The organism is Vibrio sp. V15_P4S5T153 (assembly GCF_963874485.1).
In the GTDB taxonomy this organism is placed as follows: domain Bacteria; phylum Pseudomonadota; class Gammaproteobacteria; order Enterobacterales; family Vibrionaceae; genus Vibrio; species Vibrio anguillarum.
The window spans coordinates 170,043-189,192 of record NZ_CAWNHR010000020.1; the positions used below are offsets into that span (position 1 = coordinate 170,043).

21 protein-coding genes and 1 pseudogene are annotated in these 19,150 nt (G+C 45.7%); 11 read left to right on the top strand and 11 right to left on the bottom strand.

Translation table 11 applies throughout. The features are described 5' to 3' along the window. The first annotated feature begins 58 nt into the window (after positions 1-58). A complete protein-coding gene (gene luxS / locus AACT42_RS22005) occupies positions 59-577 on the top strand; it encodes an S-ribosylhomocysteine lyase (RefSeq protein ID WP_010319518.1) in 519 nt (172 codons plus the stop codon). A gap of 105 nt (positions 578-682) precedes the next feature. Here luxS and AACT42_RS22010 read toward each other — a convergent pair whose 3' ends face one another. Together AACT42_RS22010 and AACT42_RS22015 are read right to left on the bottom strand one after the other, a co-directional pair. After that, positions 683-1,957 (bottom strand): HlyC/CorC family transporter, encoded by a 1,275-nt coding sequence (locus tag AACT42_RS22010; RefSeq protein ID WP_017046996.1) that lies wholly within the window; start codon positions 1,955-1,957, stop codon positions 683-685. Between the two features lie 83 nt (positions 1,958-2,040). Beyond that, a complete protein-coding gene (locus AACT42_RS22015; RefSeq protein WP_026028540.1) occupies positions 2,041-2,835 on the bottom strand; it encodes a cytochrome C assembly family protein in 795 nt (264 codons plus the stop codon). Between the two features lie 302 nt (positions 2,836-3,137). Between AACT42_RS22015 and ffh the strand changes: the two genes are divergently transcribed. From ffh to AACT42_RS22045, 6 genes and pseudogenes are all read left to right on the top strand, one after another. Continuing rightward, positions 3,138-4,520, top strand: coding sequence for a signal recognition particle protein (gene ffh / locus AACT42_RS22020; protein WP_019281904.1), 1,383 nt, complete (start codon positions 3,138-3,140; stop codon positions 4,518-4,520). A gap of 214 nt (positions 4,521-4,734) precedes the next feature. Then, positions 4,735-4,983, top strand: a complete 249-nt coding sequence (gene rpsP / locus AACT42_RS22025) for a 30S ribosomal protein S16 (protein ID WP_010319522.1) — start codon at positions 4,735-4,737, stop codon at positions 4,981-4,983. Between the two features lie 29 nt (positions 4,984-5,012). Beyond that, positions 5,013-5,567: a ribosome maturation factor RimM gene (rimM, locus tag AACT42_RS22030; protein ID WP_013857691.1), complete on the top strand. Its 555-nt coding sequence runs from the start codon at positions 5,013-5,015 to the stop codon at positions 5,565-5,567. Between the two features lie 27 nt (positions 5,568-5,594). Then, positions 5,595-6,341 (top strand): tRNA (guanosine(37)-N1)-methyltransferase TrmD, encoded by a 747-nt coding sequence (gene trmD / locus AACT42_RS22035; RefSeq protein ID WP_010319524.1) that lies wholly within the window; start codon positions 5,595-5,597, stop codon positions 6,339-6,341. Positions 6,342-6,382: 41 nt separating this feature from the next. Continuing rightward, the gene (gene rplS / locus AACT42_RS22040; protein WP_010319525.1) at positions 6,383-6,736 is read left to right on the top strand and encodes a 50S ribosomal protein L19; all 354 of its coding nucleotides are present in this window, start codon (positions 6,383-6,385) and stop codon (positions 6,734-6,736) included. A 181-nt stretch (positions 6,737-6,917) separates the two neighbouring features. After that, a pseudogene (locus tag AACT42_RS22045) lies at positions 6,918-7,067 on the top strand (transposase); the annotation flags it as partial. A 61-nt stretch (positions 7,068-7,128) separates the two neighbouring features. On the opposite strand, the gene yacG reads toward AACT42_RS22045, so the two are convergent. From yacG to nadC, 8 genes are all read right to left on the bottom strand, one after another. Beyond that, the gene (yacG, locus tag AACT42_RS22050) at positions 7,129-7,326 is read right to left on the bottom strand and encodes a DNA gyrase inhibitor YacG (protein ID WP_010319526.1); all 198 of its coding nucleotides are present in this window, start codon (positions 7,324-7,326) and stop codon (positions 7,129-7,131) included. A gap of 89 nt (positions 7,327-7,415) precedes the next feature. Next, positions 7,416-8,156 (bottom strand): cell division protein ZapD, encoded by a 741-nt coding sequence (gene zapD, locus AACT42_RS22055; protein ID WP_013857689.1) that lies wholly within the window; start codon positions 8,154-8,156, stop codon positions 7,416-7,418. Positions 8,157-8,188: 32 nt separating this feature from the next. Continuing rightward, positions 8,189-8,797 (bottom strand): dephospho-CoA kinase, encoded by a 609-nt coding sequence (coaE, locus tag AACT42_RS22060; RefSeq protein ID WP_013857688.1) that lies wholly within the window; start codon positions 8,795-8,797, stop codon positions 8,189-8,191. Continuing rightward, positions 8,788-9,669, bottom strand: coding sequence for a prepilin peptidase (locus tag AACT42_RS22065; protein ID WP_094133220.1), 882 nt, complete (start codon positions 9,667-9,669; stop codon positions 8,788-8,790). The genes coaE and AACT42_RS22065 overlap by 10 nt, the downstream gene beginning before the upstream one ends. A 38-nt stretch (positions 9,670-9,707) precedes the next feature. Then, positions 9,708-10,934 (bottom strand): type II secretion system F family protein, encoded by a 1,227-nt coding sequence (locus AACT42_RS22070; protein WP_017047000.1) that lies wholly within the window; start codon positions 10,932-10,934, stop codon positions 9,708-9,710. Positions 10,935-10,976: 42 nt separating this feature from the next. Continuing rightward, positions 10,977-12,665, bottom strand: a complete 1,689-nt coding sequence (pilB, locus tag AACT42_RS22075) for a type IV-A pilus assembly ATPase PilB (RefSeq protein ID WP_094133219.1) — start codon at positions 12,663-12,665, stop codon at positions 10,977-10,979. Next, a complete protein-coding gene (locus AACT42_RS22080; RefSeq protein WP_088731712.1) occupies positions 12,666-13,127 on the bottom strand; it encodes a pilin in 462 nt (153 codons plus the stop codon). A 259-nt stretch (positions 13,128-13,386) separates the two neighbouring features. Then, on the bottom strand, positions 13,387-14,274 hold the full coding sequence (gene nadC / locus AACT42_RS22085; protein WP_017043701.1) for a carboxylating nicotinate-nucleotide diphosphorylase: 888 nt from the start codon (positions 14,272-14,274) through the stop codon (positions 13,387-13,389). Between the two features lie 124 nt (positions 14,275-14,398). On the opposite strand from nadC, the gene ampD reads away from it, so the two are divergent. Beyond that, complete coding sequence (gene ampD, locus AACT42_RS22090) at positions 14,399-14,950, top strand: 1,6-anhydro-N-acetylmuramyl-L-alanine amidase AmpD (protein ID WP_234826552.1); 552 nt, start codon at positions 14,399-14,401, stop codon at positions 14,948-14,950. Positions 14,951-14,971: 21 nt separating this feature from the next. On the opposite strand, the gene fldB is transcribed toward ampD, so the two are convergent. Next, positions 14,972-15,490 (bottom strand): flavodoxin FldB, encoded by a 519-nt coding sequence (gene fldB, locus AACT42_RS22095; protein WP_017043699.1) that lies wholly within the window; start codon positions 15,488-15,490, stop codon positions 14,972-14,974. A 152-nt stretch (positions 15,491-15,642) separates the two neighbouring features. On the opposite strand from fldB, the gene xerD reads away from it, so the two are divergent. From xerD to recJ, 3 genes are read left to right on the top strand one after another with little or no spacing between them, the layout of a single operon-like run. Continuing rightward, positions 15,643-16,551 (top strand): site-specific tyrosine recombinase XerD, encoded by a 909-nt coding sequence (gene xerD / locus AACT42_RS22100; RefSeq protein WP_094133217.1) that lies wholly within the window; start codon positions 15,643-15,645, stop codon positions 16,549-16,551. Positions 16,552-16,564: 13 nt separating this feature from the next. After that, a complete protein-coding gene (locus tag AACT42_RS22105; protein WP_013857678.1) occupies positions 16,565-17,338 on the top strand; it encodes a thioredoxin fold domain-containing protein in 774 nt (257 codons plus the stop codon). Positions 17,339-17,379: 41 nt separating this feature from the next. Beyond that, on the top strand, positions 17,380-19,119 hold the full coding sequence (gene recJ, locus AACT42_RS22110; RefSeq protein ID WP_094133216.1) for a single-stranded-DNA-specific exonuclease RecJ: 1,740 nt from the start codon (positions 17,380-17,382) through the stop codon (positions 19,117-19,119). Positions 19,120-19,150 lie beyond the last annotated feature (31 nt).

Below are 19,150 nucleotides of genomic sequence, written 5' to 3' on the forward strand. Positions count from 1 at the left end.
GATCATAATCTAACATTGATAGGCAGAGCATCGCTCTTTGCCAAATAAGGAGAAAGCAATGCCGTTACTCGACAGTTTTACTGTAGATCACACTCGTATGCATGCGCCTGCGGTACGTGTGGCAAAAAATATGCAGACGCCTAAAGGGGATACAATCACCGTATTTGATCTCCGTTTTACTGCTCCAAACAAAGATATTCTTTCAGAAAAAGGGATCCACACTTTAGAGCATTTATACGCTGGCTTTATGCGCGCGCACTTAAATGGTCATGATGTAGAAATCATCGACATCTCACCTATGGGCTGCCGCACAGGTTTTTACATGAGTTTGATTGGCGCGCCAACAGAAGCGCAAGTGGCGCAAGCGTGGTTAGCGGCGATGCATGATGTGCTAAAAGTAGAGAGCCAAGATCAGATCCCTGAACTAAACGAATACCAATGTGGTACAGCCTCAATGCACTCGTTAACAGAAGCTAAAGAGATTGCTCAAGCGATTATCACGGCAGGTATTGCGGTGAATAAAAATGATGAGCTTGCTTTACCTGAGTCGATGCTCAAAGAGCTGAAAGTGGATTAAAGATCGCTAGATCTGGCCCTTTAAAAACAATTTAAAAACAATTTAAAAACAAAAAGCTTGGCAGTGACCAAGCTTTTTTTCTTTCTTTTATGCAGTGACTGGCGATTAATGTTTTTTGGTTTTGCGTGGAAAGACTTTAACCTGCTTAATGCGGTTTTCTTCTACATCCACAATCTCCATCGCATGGCCAGAAACTTTGACACTTAAATGGCTACTTGGAATATCTTCAAGGTGCTCCAAAAGTAAGCCGTTTAAGGTTCTTGGCCCCGTCGTTGGCAGTTTCCACTTCAGCCCTTTGTTAATGTCACGGATATTCGCGCTGCCATCAATCAAGAAGCTGCCATCACTTTGTGGTGTAATTTCATCGGCTAAGCTTGGTGCCATCGAGGTGGTGAATTCCCCCACAATCTCTTCGAGAATATCTTCAACAGTGATCAAGCCATTGATATCACCGTATTCATCAACGATCAGGCCAATCCGCTCTTTGTTGCGTTGGAATTTAAGTAATTGTACGTTGAGCGGTGTGCCTTCCGGGATGAAGTAGACTTCATCAGCGGCACGTAAAATCATCTCTTTGTTGAACTCTTTTTTTTCCAACATTAAACGAGAAGCATCACGAAGGCGCAATATGCCCACCGCTTCATCAATTTTATCTCGGTAAAGCACCACGCGTCCGTGTGGCGAGTGAGTTAACTGACGCACAATAGATTTCCAATCGTCGTTAATATTGATGCCAGTAATTTCGTTACGTGGGATCATGATATCGTTCACCGTGACATGCTCGAGATCGAGAATGGAAAGCAGCATATCTTGGTGGCGACGAGGAATAAGACCACCCGCTTCGTTGACGACGGTTCTTAATTCTTCAGAGCTTAGATGATCCTCCGCCCCATGCTTGGCCTTAAGGCCTAGTAAGCGGATGAAACCATTGGTGATGAAGTTAATGAACATCACCAATGGTGACAATATCTTCATTAAGAAGGTCAGTAAGATGCTGCTGGCGTAAGAGACGCGTTCAGGGTAAAGCGCTGCTAATGTTTTTGGCGTCACTTCAGCAAAAACCAGAACGACCAACGTCAGCGCACCAGTGGCAATGGCCACTCCTAGATCCCCATAAAGGCGCATACCAATAATAGTGGCAATTGCAGAAGCTAAAATATTGACTAGGTTGTTGCCAATGAGGATCAAACCAATGAGGCGATCTGGACGATCAAGCAGTTTTTCGACACGCTTTGCACCTTTGTGGCCAGTATTGGCCAAGTGCTTTAAGCGGTAGCGGTTCAAAGACATCATGCCGGTTTCTGAACCTGAAAAATAAGCCGAAATTACGATGAGACCCGCGAGTAGTGCAAACAATATACCCGTTGAAATGTCGTCCAAAACGTGGTGTTTCCTTATAAATAGTGTGATTAAGTAATGATCTAATTAAATGAATGTGTCAATACGCTATCAAACGTGTTGAGTTAGCTCAAAATGATTTCTTTTACAAAACGGCTACCAAAGTAGGCCAGTGTGAGTAAGGTTGCACCAGCGACAGCAAACCAAGTCACTTTTCTACCGCGCCAACCTTTTCGGTAATGTCCCCACAACAATACAGAATAGACAACCCAAGCAATGAAAGACAAAATGCCTTTATGCGCTTTGCCTTGAGCAAACATATCACCGACAAAATCAAAACCAGTAATCAAGGTACCAGTAAGTAATACGTTACCTATCAAGATGATTTTAAACAGTTGCCTTTCTACCATCAGTAGTGGTGGTAAATTTGGGTTGATGGTTAGCATCTTCTTTTTCTTTAGCTTGTGGTCCAGCCAAGCCAATTGCAAAGCGTAGAGTGCGCCAATCGAAAGGGTTGAATACGAAAATAGTGCTAGAGAAATATGCAACAACAGTGGTGGATTGTTTTCTAAGTGAGTCATGAACATGCTGGGAAGAAATGAGGCGGCGCTGACGTTGATCGCGGCGAAGCTATACACCACCGGCAACAGAAACCACAAGCGCGTTTTTAACATCGCAATGCTCATCACCAGTGAGATGATAAAGCTGATCAATGATGCCACATTGAGCATGCTGAGGTTTTGCCCATTAGCGTTGAAGATTAAATCACTCAGTAACCACGCATGAAAAGCCAGCGCCAGTGCTGAACTGAACAATACTGTCTGCGCACGAATCCCAGTTTGATTAACTAAGCCTGGAATAATGGTCGCTATGGATAAAAAATACAAAATAGTGGCGACTATTGCGATTAAGTTTTCCATACTTCTTACAAAATGGTGGCTGAATTGGCGAATTATACCTTGCATCACGATAATGAGCTACGTTGGATACCGATTGATTTGACATATACCCACCTTAGTTGAGGTCATGGTGCAAATAATTAACAGGGTGAAGGCTTTTATTCGATAAATCGCAGAGATAACTCTTTTTGCCCCTGTTTTGGGGACCCAATGTTGCGTTTACGGGTTTAAGTCGCTTATCGCGAAGCGTCAATGGGTATGACTATTAGATTGGCTAAGGTATACTGACCCCAATTAATCGCCGAACTAGCGAAGAGACAAAGATGTTTGAAAATTTAACGGATCGACTATCCAAGACGCTGAAAAATATCAGCGGCAAAGGCCGTCTCACCGAAGACAATATTAAAGAAACCCTACGCGAAGTGCGCATGGCGCTGCTTGAAGCGGACGTTGCACTGCCTGTAGTGCGTGATTTTGTCGCGCGCGTTAAAGAGGGCGCAGTGGGTGTTGAGGTGTCTAAATCGCTGACACCGGGACAAGAGTTCATCAAGATTGTTCAAGCGCAGCTTGAAGCGGTAATGGGCGAATCCAACGAAGCGCTTAACCTTGCAGCCCAGCCGCCAGCAGTGATTTTAATGGCGGGTTTACAAGGGGCGGGTAAAACCACCAGTGTTGGTAAGCTTGCTAAGCTGCTTAAAGAACGCGATAAAAAGAAAGTACTGGTGGTTTCGGCTGACGTTTATCGCCCAGCGGCGATAAAACAGCTTGAAACGCTAGCTAACGATCTGGACGTTGAATTTTTTCCTTCTTCAGCCGACCAAAAACCGATTGATATCGCCAATGCGGCCATTGACCATGCGAAGAAGAAATTCTTCGATGTGCTGATTGTCGACACTGCAGGCCGTCTTGCTATTGATGAACTGATGATGGCAGAGATCCAAGATCTGCATGCGGCGATTAATCCGATTGAAACATTGTTCGTTGTGGATGCCATGACGGGGCAAGATGCCGCGAACACCGCAAAAGCCTTTGGTGATGCGCTGCCGTTAACGGGGGTTATCTTAACCAAAGTTGATGGTGATGCTCGAGGTGGTGCCGCACTTTCCGTTCGTCATATCACCGGTAAACCGATTAAATTCTTAGGGGTCGGTGAAAAAACTGACGCGCTCGAGCCTTTCCATCCTGATCGTATTGCATCACGCATATTGGGAATGGGCGATGTTCTCTCATTAATTGAAGATCTACAACGTAATGTTGATCACGAGCAAGCAGAACGCCTAGCTAAAAAATTCAAGGAAAAGAAAGGATTTGATTTAGAAGATTTCCGCGAACAGCTCGGGCAAATGCAGAATATGGGCGGCATGATGGGCATGCTCGATAAATTGCCTGGCATGGCAAACCTACCAGCGAACGTGAAAGATAAGGTCGATGATAAGATGTTCAAGCAGATGGAAGCGATCATCTGTTCGATGACCATGCACGAGCGTCAGCACCCAGACATGATAAAAGGTTCACGTAAAAAACGTATCGCGACGGGTTCTGGCACCCAAGTACAAGATGTTAACCGCTTACTGAAACAGTTCACCCAAATGCAGAAAATGATGAAAAAAATGCAGAAAGGTGGCATGAAAGGCATGATGCGTAATATGCAAGGCATGATGGGCGGAATGGGTGGCATGGGCGGCGGCGGTTTCTTTGGTCGTTAACCTAACTCATTGCGATGCTTAAAATTTACTAAAGCGTGATGCTCATCACTGCAAAAGCATAATGCTTCTGCTGGTGAAAAAATAGCTAAACCCCTTGCAAAGCCTCGGAATAAGAGTAAAATTCCGAGGCTTTATTTTGGCACGAGACCCCAGACTGTTTTTCGTAAATGGTTTTTGGGGTTAATTTTATTATTGAGAAAGCAAAGAGGACGACATGGTAACCATTCGTTTGGCACGTCACGGCGCTAAAAAGCGTCCATTTTATCAAATCGTAGTTGCGGATAGCCGTAACGCAGTAACTGGCCGTTTCATCGAGAAAGTAGGTTTCTTTAATCCTACGGCTACTGGCCAAGAAGAAGGCCTACGTGTTGATCTAGATCGCGTTAACCATTGGGTTGGTCAAGGCGCATCTCTATCTGATCGCGTAGCTAAGCTAGTAAAAGACGCTCAAAAAGCGGCTTAATTCTTACTTTTATAGAAGAACATTAGCTTATGTCGATGAAAGGTAAAGAAACAATGAGCAAAGAAAACGAAAAGATTGTTATGGGCAAGTTTGGTGCTACCTATGGCATTCGTGGCTGGCTCAAAGTTTTTTCCTACACAGACGAAGCTGAAAGTATTTTTGATTACAGCCCTTGGTTTATTAACCAAAAAGGCCAGTGGATCGAGTACAAAGTAGAGAGTTGGAAGCGCCATGGTAAGAGTATGGTGGTAAAACTTGAAGGTTTAGATGTTCGAGAAGACGCACATCTACTCACCAACTTTGAAATTGCTATTGATCCCGCATCATTACCAGAATTGTCAGCAGATGAATTCTACTGGCGTGAATTGTTCGGTATGCAAGTTATTACCACCAAGGGGTATAACCTTGGTGAGGTCACTGACCTATTAGAAACTGGCTCCAACGATGTTCTGGTTGTGAAAGCGAATTTGAAAGATGCTTTTGGCCAAAAGGAACGGTTGGTACCGTACCTTGAAGAGCAAGTGATCAAGAATGTTGATCGCGAAGCTCGACGGATCGAAGTTGACTGGGATCCGGCATTCTAACTCTAAAATTTCAGAGCGAGAGAACACATGTGGGTTGGCGTTATAAGCCTATTTCCTGAAATGTTCCGTTCTGTTACTGATTTTGGAGTAACAGGTCAAGCGGTTAAAAAAGGTTTGCTGTCTATTGAAGCTTGGAATCCTCGAGATTTCACTCATGACAAACATCGCACCGTCGATGACAGACCTTACGGTGGTGGTCCTGGAATGCTCATGATGGTTCAGCCTTTGCGCGATGCCATTCATGCAGCAAAACAAGCCGCACCGGGAAAGACGAAAGTCATTTACCTTTCTCCTCAAGGTCGAAAACTCGACCAAAAAGGAGTCGAAGAGCTGGCGACGAATGAGAACCTAGTTCTTATTTGCGGACGCTATGAAGGGGTAGATGAGCGTATCATCCAATCAGAAGTTGACGAAGAATGGTCGATTGGTGATTTTGTGATGACAGGCGGCGAACTGCCAGCCATGACGTTGATTGATTCTGTCTCTCGGTTTGTTCCGGGAGTATTAGGAGATTTCGCATCAGCAGAAGAGGATTCTTTTGCAAATGGCTTGCTAGATTGCCCGCACTATACGCGTCCTGAAGTGTTAGATGGAAAAGAAGTACCTGCGGTACTGAAATCCGGTAATCACGAGGATATTCGTCGCTGGCGACTGAAACAGTCGTTGGGCCGAACTTGGCATAGAAGGCCAGAGCTCCTGGAAAACCTAGCTCTGACTGACGAACAGGAACTATTACTGGTTGAGTTCATTAAAGAAACTCAAATACATCAGTAACCTATTTAATTTAGTATCAGTTTATTCTAGGAATTTTTAAAATGAGTAACATCATCAAGGCTCTTGAAGAAGAGCAAATGAAACAAGGCCTACCTAAATTCGCACCAGGTGACACTGTTGTTGTTCAAGTTAAGGTAAAAGAAGGTGATCGTGAGCGTCTACAGGCTTTTGAAGGCGTTGTAATCGCAATCCGTAACCGTGGCCTACACTCTGCATTCACTGTTCGTAAGATCTCTAACGGTGAAGGTGTTGAGCGTACGTTCCAAACTCACTCTCCAGTGGTTGATAGCATTGAAGTTAAACGCCGTGGTGCAGTACGTCGTGCCAAACTGTACTACCTACGTGAGCGTTCTGGTAAGTCAGCTCGTATCAAAGAGAAACTTGCTAAGAAGTAATGCTATAAACTAGCGTTCTCATAGTAATAAACAGGGGTCGAGTAATCGACCCCTGTTTTTATTGTCATCCCTAAACCACCGCCTTGGGCGGTGGTGATTGAACCTTGGGGCTATTGCCCGAAGGAGTGCCCATGCTAGAAGTAAACCACTTATTCACCACAAGTAAGAGGAAACTAAAAACATGGGCGATTATAGAAGTTCATCACATGTATATTGGCGTTGCAAATACCATATAGTTTGGACTCCGAAATACAGATTTAAGATCTTGAAAGGGAATGTAGGTAAGGAGCTTTATCGCTCAATCTATATTTTGTGCAANGTGCAGGGATGCCCCCTTATAGGGGGCTATAAACCAAAGCCGCCTTCTAAGAAGGCGGATTTTTACATGTGCGCTAATATTGATCTTCTGACCAACCATCACTGTCTGACATATCCGGTGCACCGGGAATACTTTTTTCCTCATCGGCCCACTCGCCAAAATCGATCATCTGACACTGTTTGGAACAAAAAGGACGATAAGGGCTCTGTTCTCCCCATTCGACATCGGCTTTGCACTGCGGGCATTTTACAATGGTAATTTTCTTTGACATAACGGACTTCAAGTAACGATGGATAGGCGTAAGTGTATTACCTAACGCAATGGAAAGTAAGAGTCAGTCGGGAATTGAAGCGGAATTGATTAACAGCAGACGGCGAGATCAAACTCGATATCGCGCCCTGTTGCTTGGCCTGATTGGAATTCGATAAACTTAATCGCGAAGCGATTTTTATGTCCAGAGATCATGGGGTATACCCCATACTCAAGTGGGATCGACAAGCGCAAGATATTGGCGTCTTCTGCATCGCTTTGATAAAAACCTAATCGTGCTAGGCGTGCTTTAAAATGGCCCGTTTCGCGGGTTAACTTCAACCAAAGTTGCAACGCATCTGATAACGGTCGCAGCGTTTCCATCCATTGGTGCGCATCTTGGGTCTTCTTTTCTATCGGAATGTGTAGCCAGTAGTGCAGGGCTGGCAGGTCAAAACAGCACGACCCGCCCGGTAAATTAAAACGTTGGCGAATCGTGCTTAAGAAACGATCTTCTTTGAGTGATTGACCAAAGCGTTCAGCGCTCATTAAATTACGATGGACCTCGTCGATCTCTTCAAGGAGCGATAGCAACATTTCTTGATCAACACCATCCACATTGAGCCAGCTACGGTAGTTCAAACGCTGTTTTTCAATATCTTTAGCCAACTCGCTTTTGAGTTGGATCTGTTCGAAGATTTCGAGTAAATCAAACAATGAACGAAAGAAGAGTTGGTGTTGAATACCGTCACGAAACTGAGCGGAATGCATCAACTGGTTAAGCAGCGCTTCGACTCTTAAATAGATACGAGTTTTTTCGTTCAGTGGGTGTTCAAACTTATGCGTGGTCATCTAGCTAGCCTTAGGTCCGGTCTGGGTTATTCTTACAGACTTAGGCTGCATATGGCTAGATACTTTTTGTGTAATTCTGTGATTTGAGGCAAAAGTTTTTGGTTTTCTGCGCTATTTTTAATCACATCGTCAGCGTATTGCAATCTTTGCTCACGGCTCGCTTGAGCGGCTAAGATCGAACGGACTTGTTGCTCTGATACCTTGTCTCTTGCCATAGTGCGAGCGATTTGGGTTTTTAGATCAACATCAACCACTAAGATGCGATCGACTAAGGTTTGTAGGTTATTTTCTATCAATAATGGCACAACCAATAAAGCATAAGGCGAGGTGGTTTTTGCTAAATCAGCAATCATTTTTGCACGGATCATTGGGTGAAGAAGCTGATTAAGCCAAGCCTTTTCTTGCTCATCAGCAAAGATCTTTTCTCTTAACGCGGTGCGATCTAATTGTCCATCGGGCTTTAATATGGTGAGGCCAAAGTGCGCGCAAATCGCCGTTAATCCTTCACTACCGGGTTCGACGACTTCTCGAGCGATGATGTCAGCATCCACGACATCAATCGAGAAATGCTGCTGAAATAAATGAGCAACGGTGCTTTTTCCGCTGGCAATCCCGCCTGTTAAACCCACCACTAACCCCATGACGATAACCCCATAATTGAACCTAAATACCAACTCATAATATCGTTACCCCACAACAAGGTTAGCCAGCCAGCAATGGCGAGATAGGGGCCAAAAGGAAAGGCTTTGTCGATCCCTTTTTTTTGCAAGCGCAATTGAATTAGGCCAAAGACAATGCCAACCACAGATGACATGAGAATGATGATGGGCAGATATTGCCAGCCCAACCAAGCGCCGAGAGCAGCCAGCAGTTTGAAATCGCCATAACCCATTCCTTCTTTGCCTGTGACGAGTTTAAACAGCCAATAGACCGACCATAAGCTCAGATAGCCAGCAATGGCGCCGATCACCGCATCTTGCAAACTGACTGGGCTAATGTGCATCAATGATAAGCTGAGGCCCGCCCACAGCAGTGGCAGTGTCAGCTTGTCGGGTAACAGCATGGTATCGAAATCGATAAACGTCGCCGCAATGAGCACAAAAGTGAAAAACAATAGCGCTAGTGAAAAATAACTAAAACCGAAGTGGCTAGCCACGACAAAGCTCATAGTGGCGGTGAGCAGTTCAATCAAAGGATAGCGTGCACTGATCGGGCCTTGGCAACGGGAACATTTCCCTTTTAAAAAGAGCCAACTGAGTAGCGGAATATTATCAATAATACGGATTGGCGTATCACAGTGTGGGCAGCTAGAACGAGGGACACTGAGCGTGAGTTGCCCTTCCGGTGGCGCAATGTGATGTTCGGGAAAGCAGTCAGCGCACTCTTGTCGCCATTCTCGCTCCATGATTTTGGGTAGACGATAAATGACCACATTGAGAAAACTCCCCACGATTAAGCCAAACAACGCTGCAAAAAGTGGAAAGAGCCAAGGGTAATAAATAAAAACTTCCATGCACAGACTCGATAAGTAAAAGATTAGCAGTGCTAATACTATCCTAATACACTCATTAAGTTAAAGATGGGCAAGTACATTGCCACCACCAAACCGCCGACCACCGTACCCAAAAAGACAATGATCAATGGTTCGAGAATTTTGCCTAAGTTATCGACGGTATTATCGACTTCAAATTCGTAAATGGTGGCGACTTTATTGAGCATGTCATCCAATCGGCCTGATTCTTCACCAATCATCACCATTTGCAGCACCATTTCGGGAAAGGCTTCGGTATTACGCATCGCAATATACATTGGCATACCGGCTGCCGTATCACGATAGACCTCATTAATCGCCGTCTCAAAATGGACATTGCCAGCGGTTTTGGCGGTGGTTTTTAAGCTGGCTAAAATCGGAATGCCTGCACTAAAACTGGTGGCGAGTGTGCGACTGAATTTAGCAATAGAGGCTTTGCCTATCACCCCGCCAAGAATGGGAAACTTTAATCCTAATCGGCTGGTTTTTAAGCGTATTAAAAAAGATTTTTGGCGTACTGCTTTCACGGCAATTGTGGTGAGGATTATGATGATGAGTACCCACAAACTGTAACTTTGCACCCAATGAGAGAGTTTCAATACTTGCTGTGTAAACCAAGGTAATTCGGCTCCGAATCCTTTGAACATGCTTTCAAACTCAGGGATCACCATAGTAAGCATTAAGTAAGAAACACCTAACGCGACCAACACCACCATGGTTGGGTAGATGAGCGCTTTAATGACTTTAGCGCGCAGTTGTTCACTTTTTTCTCGATAAGTCGCTAGCCGCTCAAACACTTCAGCCAAGTTACCTGACTGTTCGCCTGTGTGAATGAGATCAACATACAAGGTATCGAAATGAATGCTGGCGGTACGCATCGCTTTGGAAATTGGCGTTCCGGCTTCAACCCCTTTGGTGACTTGCGCCAAAATGGATTTCATTTCGGCTTTGCGATGGTTATCTCCGACCAGTTTTAAGGCTTGCACGATGGGCACGCCCGTGGTCAGCATGGTCGCCAATTGGCGTGTCAGAATGGTGATGTCTCTGGCCTTCACGCGATGAGTCAAGCGGGTGATAAAAGAGACGCCCCCTTTTTTGATTTTTTTGATCTGAATGTGCTGCTCTTTAAGTTTGTCACGCACTTCCAGTTCGGTTAAAGCGAGAGTTTGGCCAGATACTTTTTTGCCCGAACTATTGATGCCTTTCCAACGATAATTTTTGAGTTCTGATTTGATTTTTGTGTTCATACAATAGAGTCACTCAATGGCTAGCTAAGAGGGATCAAAGCGTTAGAAATAGAGCACGCGTTGCAGCTCTTTGAAGCTGGTTACGCCGTTTTTGAGCTTTTCAATGCCTGATTCTTGTAGTGTCTGCATTCCGTTGGCTTTCGCGATCTGCTCTATTTTATGAATGCTTGCTTTTTGCATAATCGCTTCGGCCAGCAGTGGGTTAAACGCCATCACTTCATAAATGCCGACTCGACCTGAATAGCCCCCTGTGCATTCGTTGCAACCATGCGGGTTCGCTTCATAAATGGTTTCCGTCGCTAGCAGTTGAAAATGTTGCTGCAACTGTATTGAGGGCTCGACGGCAATTTTGCAGTGCCGACAAAGGCGACGAGCCAAACGCTGGGCAATAATCAAACTGAGTGAAGAGGCTAAGTTAAACGCTTCAATTCCCATATTACTCAAGCGAATTACCGTTTCGGCGGCGGAGTTAGTATGCAAGGTAGAAAGAACTAAATGCCCGGTTTGTGCCGCTTTCACGGCGATTTCGGCAGTTTCTAAATCGCGGATTTCGCCAACCATCACAATGTCGGGATCTTGCCGTAAGAAGGAGCGTAATGCTTGCGCAAAGCCAAAGCCAATTTTTGGCTGCACTTGAACTTGGTTGATACCGGATAAGTTAATTTCAACCGGATCTTCAGCGGTAGAAATGTTCACTTCAGCAGTATTTAAAATGCGTAGCCCCGTATAGAGCGAGACGGTTTTTCCGCTGCCCGTCGGGCCCGTCATTAAAATCATCCCTTGTGGTTTTTTCAGCGCAGCTAAGTAGAGTTGTTTTTGCTGGTCGTTATAACCCAATTTGTCGATATCTAAGTTAGCGGCGCTGCTATCAAGTAGGCGCAGTACGATTTTTTCGCCCCATAAAGTGGGGAGGCTGGAAACGCGCATATCGATGGCGGTGTCTTGATTCAACCGCAGTTTAATTCGTCCATCTTGTGGTAAGCGCCGCTCGGCAATATCGAGTTTGGATAAAATCTTGAGCCGCGCGGCAAGCCGGCGACTTAAGTTGCTTGAGGGACGCTGCGTTTCCACCAAAATACCATCACAGCGCAATCGTACTCGGTAAAGCGCTTCGTACGGTTCGAAATGGATATCGGATGCGCCTTTCCGCACCGCATCAAGCAGAATTTGGTTAATAAAACGGCTGACTGGGGCGTCATCTTGACTGAGGTCTTCAATCGATTGAATCTCATCATCAGACAGCTTAACTAAGTTCGCCAGTTCATCTTGGCTGATCTCTTTCCCTGAAGGAGAGGATCCTTGAATCGTTCGGCCATACAAGCGCCGAATGGCTGCTTGCAGCGCTTTGTAGTCAGCTAAAACCAGTTCGACTTGTAAGCCTGTCGCAAAGCGAAAATCATCTTCCACTTGTAAATGGGTCGGGTCGGAAACCGCGATGGTCAGGGTTTGGCCATTATTGGCAATCGGCAGTGCTTGGTAACGGGTGATGAGATCACGCAAACCAAGCTGTTGGCAGAGCTGTGGGTAGTCGTAGCGGGTTAAGTCGGTGTCCGGTAGGCCGAAAAGGGTACTTAACTGCTCAGTCAGATCATGAGGATGGAAAAAATCCAAAGCGAGCAAAGCTTCTGGCACACTCGCACCAGACGCTTTGATATGTTCAATAACTGCGTGTTCTTGCGTCGGGCTCAATATCTGAGCCTGACGCAGAATCGCAGGTAGGTTGGTTAGCATTTATGGAATTGTCGCACCTGAGGTACAACCTTTTGGAGAAAATTCACTTAGGGCTGTCGTGTCACATGTCCACAGGCCATTTGCGTCTCGAATTAATCTGACTTTGTGAGTATTTGCCACACCAGCCTCAAAGGTATATTTAATTGTGCCAGTTAATGAGCCAGCAGACGTTGGAGTGACCAATACTTTCCCATCGCCCATATCTTCAACGGTTCCTAATCTAGTAAATCCTGTTGCTGTCCCAGCAGTAGTGGTAGGGAAGCTGCCTTCAGTTGCAATAAAATCTTCAACATTTGTTTTTAATGCCGTGATATTTGCCAAACCGACCGCTACAGATGATTTTTTTACGTAATTTTGGTATTGAGGCACTGCAATCGCAGCTAATACACCGATTACTGCTACAACAATCATCAATTCAATTAAGGTAAAACCACTTTGTTTCGTTTTCTTATTTGTGTTCATTATTTGATTTGCTCCGTTTGAACGCATAAGGATGGGCAGAGCATAAGAAGCTTGTGGGTTGGTGTGAATGAGATAAAGAGCAGTGCGCGAGCGATTTGGATTTTTTACCTGTTTAGTTGCATATATCAATCACTGAAATACGACTGACTTAAAAATGCCGTCTTGCTTTTGATACGCAAGCAATAAAAAAAGGAAGCTCGTCCGGCTTCCTTAACTATTTGAAATTTTTGATCTTTATTCCAATAATTGATGTAATTAATTACTGAAAGCGCATTGAGAGATCGAGTGCTTTAATGTGCTTAGTCAGCGCGCCGACTGAGATGTAATCGACACCGGTTCGCGCGTAATCGCCAATGGTTTCTAATGTGACGTTACCAGAATTTTCTAAAGCCGCGCGGCCTGCGTTAATTGCTACCGCTTCGCGCATCATCTCAATGCTAAAATTATCCAGCATAATGATGTCAGCGCCCGCTTGAATCGCCTCTTCTAACTCTTGCAGGCTTTCGGTTTCGACTTCGACAGGTTTACCGGGGTTGAGCTGTTTAGCGGTGCTGATGGCTTGGGTAATACCGCCACAAGCAATGATATGATTTTCTTTAATTAAATAAGCATCAAACACGCCAATACGATGGTTAAAGCCGCCGCCACACGCGACAGCATATTTCAGTGCGCTGCGCAGGCCAGGGATAGTTTTGCGTGTATCAAGTAGTCTGCATTCGGTGCCTTCTAGCTGTTTGGCATACTGAGCAGTAATGCTGGCGCAACCTGACAAGGTTTGAATGAAGTTCATCGCATTGCGTTCACCAGTCAGCAGCGCGCGAGCTGGACCTTCAAGAGTGCACAAAATTTGGTTTGGCTTAACTTGATCACCATCTTGGACATGCCAGTCAATTTTCACTTCACCACCAAGTTGTTTGAAGACTTCCTCTGCCCATGCTTGGCCACAAAATACGCCATGTTCACGGGTGATGAGAGTCGCGGTATTACGCGCATCCGCTGGAATAAGGTTTGCGGTGATATCAGCAGTTGCATCCAAGCTGCCACCGAGATCTTCTCTGAGTGCATCGCTAACGGCGCGAGTAATTTCCAATGGGAGTTGCTGTTTCAGATAATCGAGGCGTTGTTGGCTGTTATGTGTATTTTTCATCGCAAATCTAATATGGTGTTGAACAGAGTGAGAATGATACGCTGAGTTTTACTCAAATTCAGCCACTAATCTCGCATTTCCTCTGGCTAAGGTTCATTTTTGTTTGAGTGTAAGGGGTCAACTGATGATCGATAAAAAGGGTTGGTATCAAAGCGCACGTCGAGTGCCATCGCCGTTTTATGATCAGCGAAGCGATGCGCAAGATATTTCATTGCTGGTGGTACATAATATCAGCTTGCCTCCGGGCCAGTTCGGCGGCCCATATATTGAGCAGTTTTTCACTGGCACGCTTGACCCAAATCAACACCCTTTTTTTCAAACCATCCACCAGATGCGCGTCTCGGCTCACTGCCTTATTCGGCGAGAGGGAGAAGTAGTGCAATTTGTGCCATTTAATGCCAGAGCTTGGCATGCGGGCCAGTCAAGCTTCGCTGGCCGTGCAAAATGCAATGATTATTCGATAGGGATTGAATTGGAAGGGAGCGATGAGACGGCTTATACACCTGCGCAATATCAAGCCTTAGCGACTTTGACGTGTGCATTGCAGCGGCGTTATCCGCTCATCACCAATCAACGCATTACCGGGCATCAATACATTGCACCACTACGCAAAACTGACCCCGGTTTGGTATTCGATTGGCGTTGCTATCGAGCCTTGTTGGCAGCAAATGACTAACAACAAATAGCGAACAACGAATTAAATCGAATCGTGATATTCCACTAAAATTTGCTCAACCCAGCATTGAATGCGTTCGTCGCTTTGCTCGTATTGCGAATCTTCATCGAGTGCGAGACCAACAAAGTGGCGGCCATCTTTCGTTAGGGCTTTTGACGCTTCAAAATGGTAGCCTTGGTTGGGCCAGTAGCCAATCAATTGAGCGCCAATTTGTTTTAGCTCATCATGCAGCATCCCCATAGCATCGAGGTACCATTCGCCATAACCTTCTTGATCGCCTAAGCCGAATAATGCGACGTACTTGCCGTTTAGCGACACGCCACCGATTTGATCCCATATTGCGCTCCAATCTTCTTGGATTTCGCCAAAGTCCCAAGTTGAGATGCCCAGTATTAAAAGATCATAGTTGCTCATCAAAGAGAGTGGCGTTTCTTTCACATTGTGAATATCCACCAAATCCTCACCGATGAGCGCACGGATCTTCTCTGCTGCCATTTCGGTATAACAAGTTGTTGAGCCGTAAAAAAGACCGATCTTCATAATTTTGTGTTCGTTTTAAATCAAGAATAGTGAATTCTAACCATAAAATGACGCGCTTTGCAGCGATTATCCTGCCGATGATGTTTTTTTATGGTATTAAACCAGTGGCTCACATAACCTGAGCAACTCGATTTTCACCACAGAGGTTTGATGTGTCTGAATATATTTCTCCTGATCAAGGGGTAGTGGAACAGTTTTTAGATGCGATGTGGATGGAGCGTGGTTTAGCTGAAAACACGCTCTCATCGTATCGCAATGATCTGACGAAATTGTTGCAATGGATGCAGCACAATAATTATCGCCTCGATTTTATTAGTGTCACTGGTTTGCAGCAGTACCAAACGTGGCTCGCTGATCAAGACTATAAGCAAACCTCGCGGGCGCGCATGTTGTCGGCGATTCGTCGTTTATTTCAATATCTGCACCGTGAGAAACTCCGCGGCGATGATCCGAGCGCGCTCTTAATTAGCCCTAAATTGCCACAGCGTCTGCCTAAAGATTTATCTGAGCAGCAAGTGGAAGATCTATTGAATGCTCCCGATACTAATAATCCTCTAGAATTACGTGACAGAGCGATGTTGGAACTCTTGTATGCAACAGGGCTACGGGTGACCGAATTGGTTTCACTGACCATGGAAAATATCAGTTTACGTCAAGGCGTAGTAAGAGTGATTGGTAAAGGTGGCAAAGAGCGTCTTGTACCGATGGGCGAAAATGCCGTTGATTGGATTGAAACTTTTCTTGAACAAGGGCGGTCTACTCTGCTGGGCGAACAAACGTCGGATGTGGTTTTCCCTAGCCGACGAGCAAGGCAGATGACTCGTCAAACCTTTTGGCACCGAATTAAACACTACGCAGTGATCGCACAAATCGATGTGGAAAAACTCTCTCCACACGTATTAAGGCATGCTTTTGCCACGCATCTACTCAATTACGGTGCCGATTTGCGTGTAGTGCAAATGCTGCTCGGTCATAGTGACTTATCGACCACGCAAATTTATACTCATGTTGCGACTGAGCGACTTAAACAATTACATAGCGAGCACCATCCAAGGGCTTGAAAAGGTGAATTTAATGAGCGTATTACGCCAACTGACTCTTCTTACATTGCCACTTTTTGCTGTGGCGTGTAACGCCGAAACCACAGAGCAAGTGACGTCAACGGCTGTGCAAGCGGCTGCGCTTGATAAAACGGTTTTTGAACAACGTTTTTCTAAACTCGGATTGGAAGTACTGAGTGTTCAAGCCTCTGATATTCCTGGAGTGATTGAAGTGCAAACTTCCGGTGGCGTGCTGTTTTCTGCCCCTGACGCGAGCCATTTTATCGCTGGAACCTTGTATGAATTAGACAAAAATGGTGGTTATGTCGATGTGTTAGCCAAACGCCAAGCGCCCGTTAATGCGGCGAAGATCGCGCAGTTTGAATCGAGTATGATCGAATACAAAGCCGCCAATGAAAAATACGTGGTGACTGTTTTTACTGATATTACCTGTGGATATTGCACTCGATTGCATAGTCAAATGAAAGGGTATAACGACCTAGGGATTACCGTGCGCTACATGGCTTACCCACGTCAAGGCGTTACGGGGCAGGTAGCTGATCAGATGGCCGCTATCTGGAATGCAGATGATAAAATGGCAGCGATGAATGAGGCAAAAACCAATCATAAGTTGCCAGAAGCAGGGCAGAACATCCAACAAGCTAAGCAGTTGATTACCAAGCACTATCAGCTCGGGCGTGAGTTAGGCATCAACGGCACGCCTGCGATTTTCCTACCGAATGGCGAAATGGTTGGCGGTTATTTACCACCAGAGCAATTGTTGCAACGCCTTCAGCAGATTCAATAACTTTAGGAGTCGGGCTTGAGTGTTCTTGAGCCCGCTGATTTATGATTGAAATAAAACAAAGACCAGCCCCCGATCTTTCGCAACTCCCTGACACGATTCCTACACTGCTTAAACGTATCTATATCAACCGTGGTATCACGAACCTTGAACAACTCGACAAGGCCGCTAAAGCACTGCATTCCTACCAACAATTAGGTGGTATAGAGCAAGCGGTACAACTACTTTTTCACGCCATTGAGCATCAGCAGCGTATCATAGTCGTCGGGGATTTTGATGCTGATGGCGCAACCAGTTGCGCCTTATCTGTTTTGGCGTTGCGAATGTTGGGATCGCACAATGTGGACTATCTCGTGCCTAACCGTTTTGAAGATGGTTATGGCTTAAGCCCTGAAGTGGTCGATCAAGCGATTGAGCTTGGCGCGCAGATGATCATGACGGTCGATAACGGCGTCTCCTCTATCGACGGGGTGCGTTATGCCAAGCAGCAAGGGCTGACCGTCTTGGTAACTGATCACCATTTACCGGGACACGAGTTGCCAGAGGTTGATGCGATGGTCAATCCCAATTTGGCTAACTGCCCGTTTCCCTCGAAGGCATTAGCCGGCGTAGGGGTGGCTTTCTATTTGATGATGGCGCTGTGCGTGCATATGCGAAAAAACGGCTGGTTTACTCGACAAGGTATGAGTGAACCCAAGTTGATGGAGCTGATTGACTTAGTCGCACTGGGTACTGTCGCTGATGTTGTGCCGCTCGATGAAAACAACCGCATTTTAGTGTATCAAGGTTTGCAACGTATTCGCGCCGGGCATGCAAGGCCGGGTATTCAAGCTTTGATTGAGGTTGCTAAACGTGACGCGAGGCGTTTAGTTGCCTCGGATTTTGGCTTTGCGTTAGGGCCACGCATCAATGCGGCAGGGCGCTTGGATGATATGTCATTTGGCGTTGAGCTGTTAATGTGCAATGACATTCACGCTGCGCGTAGAATGGCCAGTGAGCTGGATGGCCTTAACCAAACTCGTAAAGAGATTGAAGAGGGGATGAAGCAAGAGGCGCTGGCTTTTTGTGAGCGCTTACAACTGAGTGAAAATAGCGAATTGCCGCACGGTTTAGTGCTGTTTCAACGCGATTGGCACCAAGGTGTGATTGGTATTTTAGCCTCACGTATTAAAGATAAATATCATCGCCCTGTGATTGCGTTTGCCGATGGTGGCGATGGCAGTATTAAAGGGTCATGCCGCTCTGTTGCTGGGTTACACATGCGCGATGTGCTGGATCGCATTGATACACAAAACCCCGGTTTAATCGCCAAATTTGGCGGTCACGCGATGGCGGCAGGTTTAACTATTGCCGAAAAAGCGTTTGAGCGTTTTGCTGAGCTGTTTGATCAAGCCGTACGTCGCGAGTTAGATGAAAGCGCGCTCAAGGGCGTGATTTTATCCGACGGGGAGTTAACACCTGAAGAGTTCTCGATGCACACCGCTGAAACCTTGCGTTCCGGCGGCCCATGGGGGCAGGCGTTTCCTGAACCTCTCTTTGACGGTGAGTTCAAACTATTGCACCAAAAGCTGGTGGGAGAAAAGCATTTGAAACTGATGCTTGAGCCGTTATTCAAAGGCCACCCAACCAACATTATGATCGATGGCATTGCTTTTAATATCGATTTAAGACGCTGGCCAGATGCGTCGGTGAAAACGGTGCGTCTTGCGTATAAGCTTGATATTAATGAGTTTCGCGGCAATCAGTCATTGCAATTGATGATTGATCACCTCGAAGCGAAGTAACGGCTTGATATTTCTCTTCTTTCGATGCGTG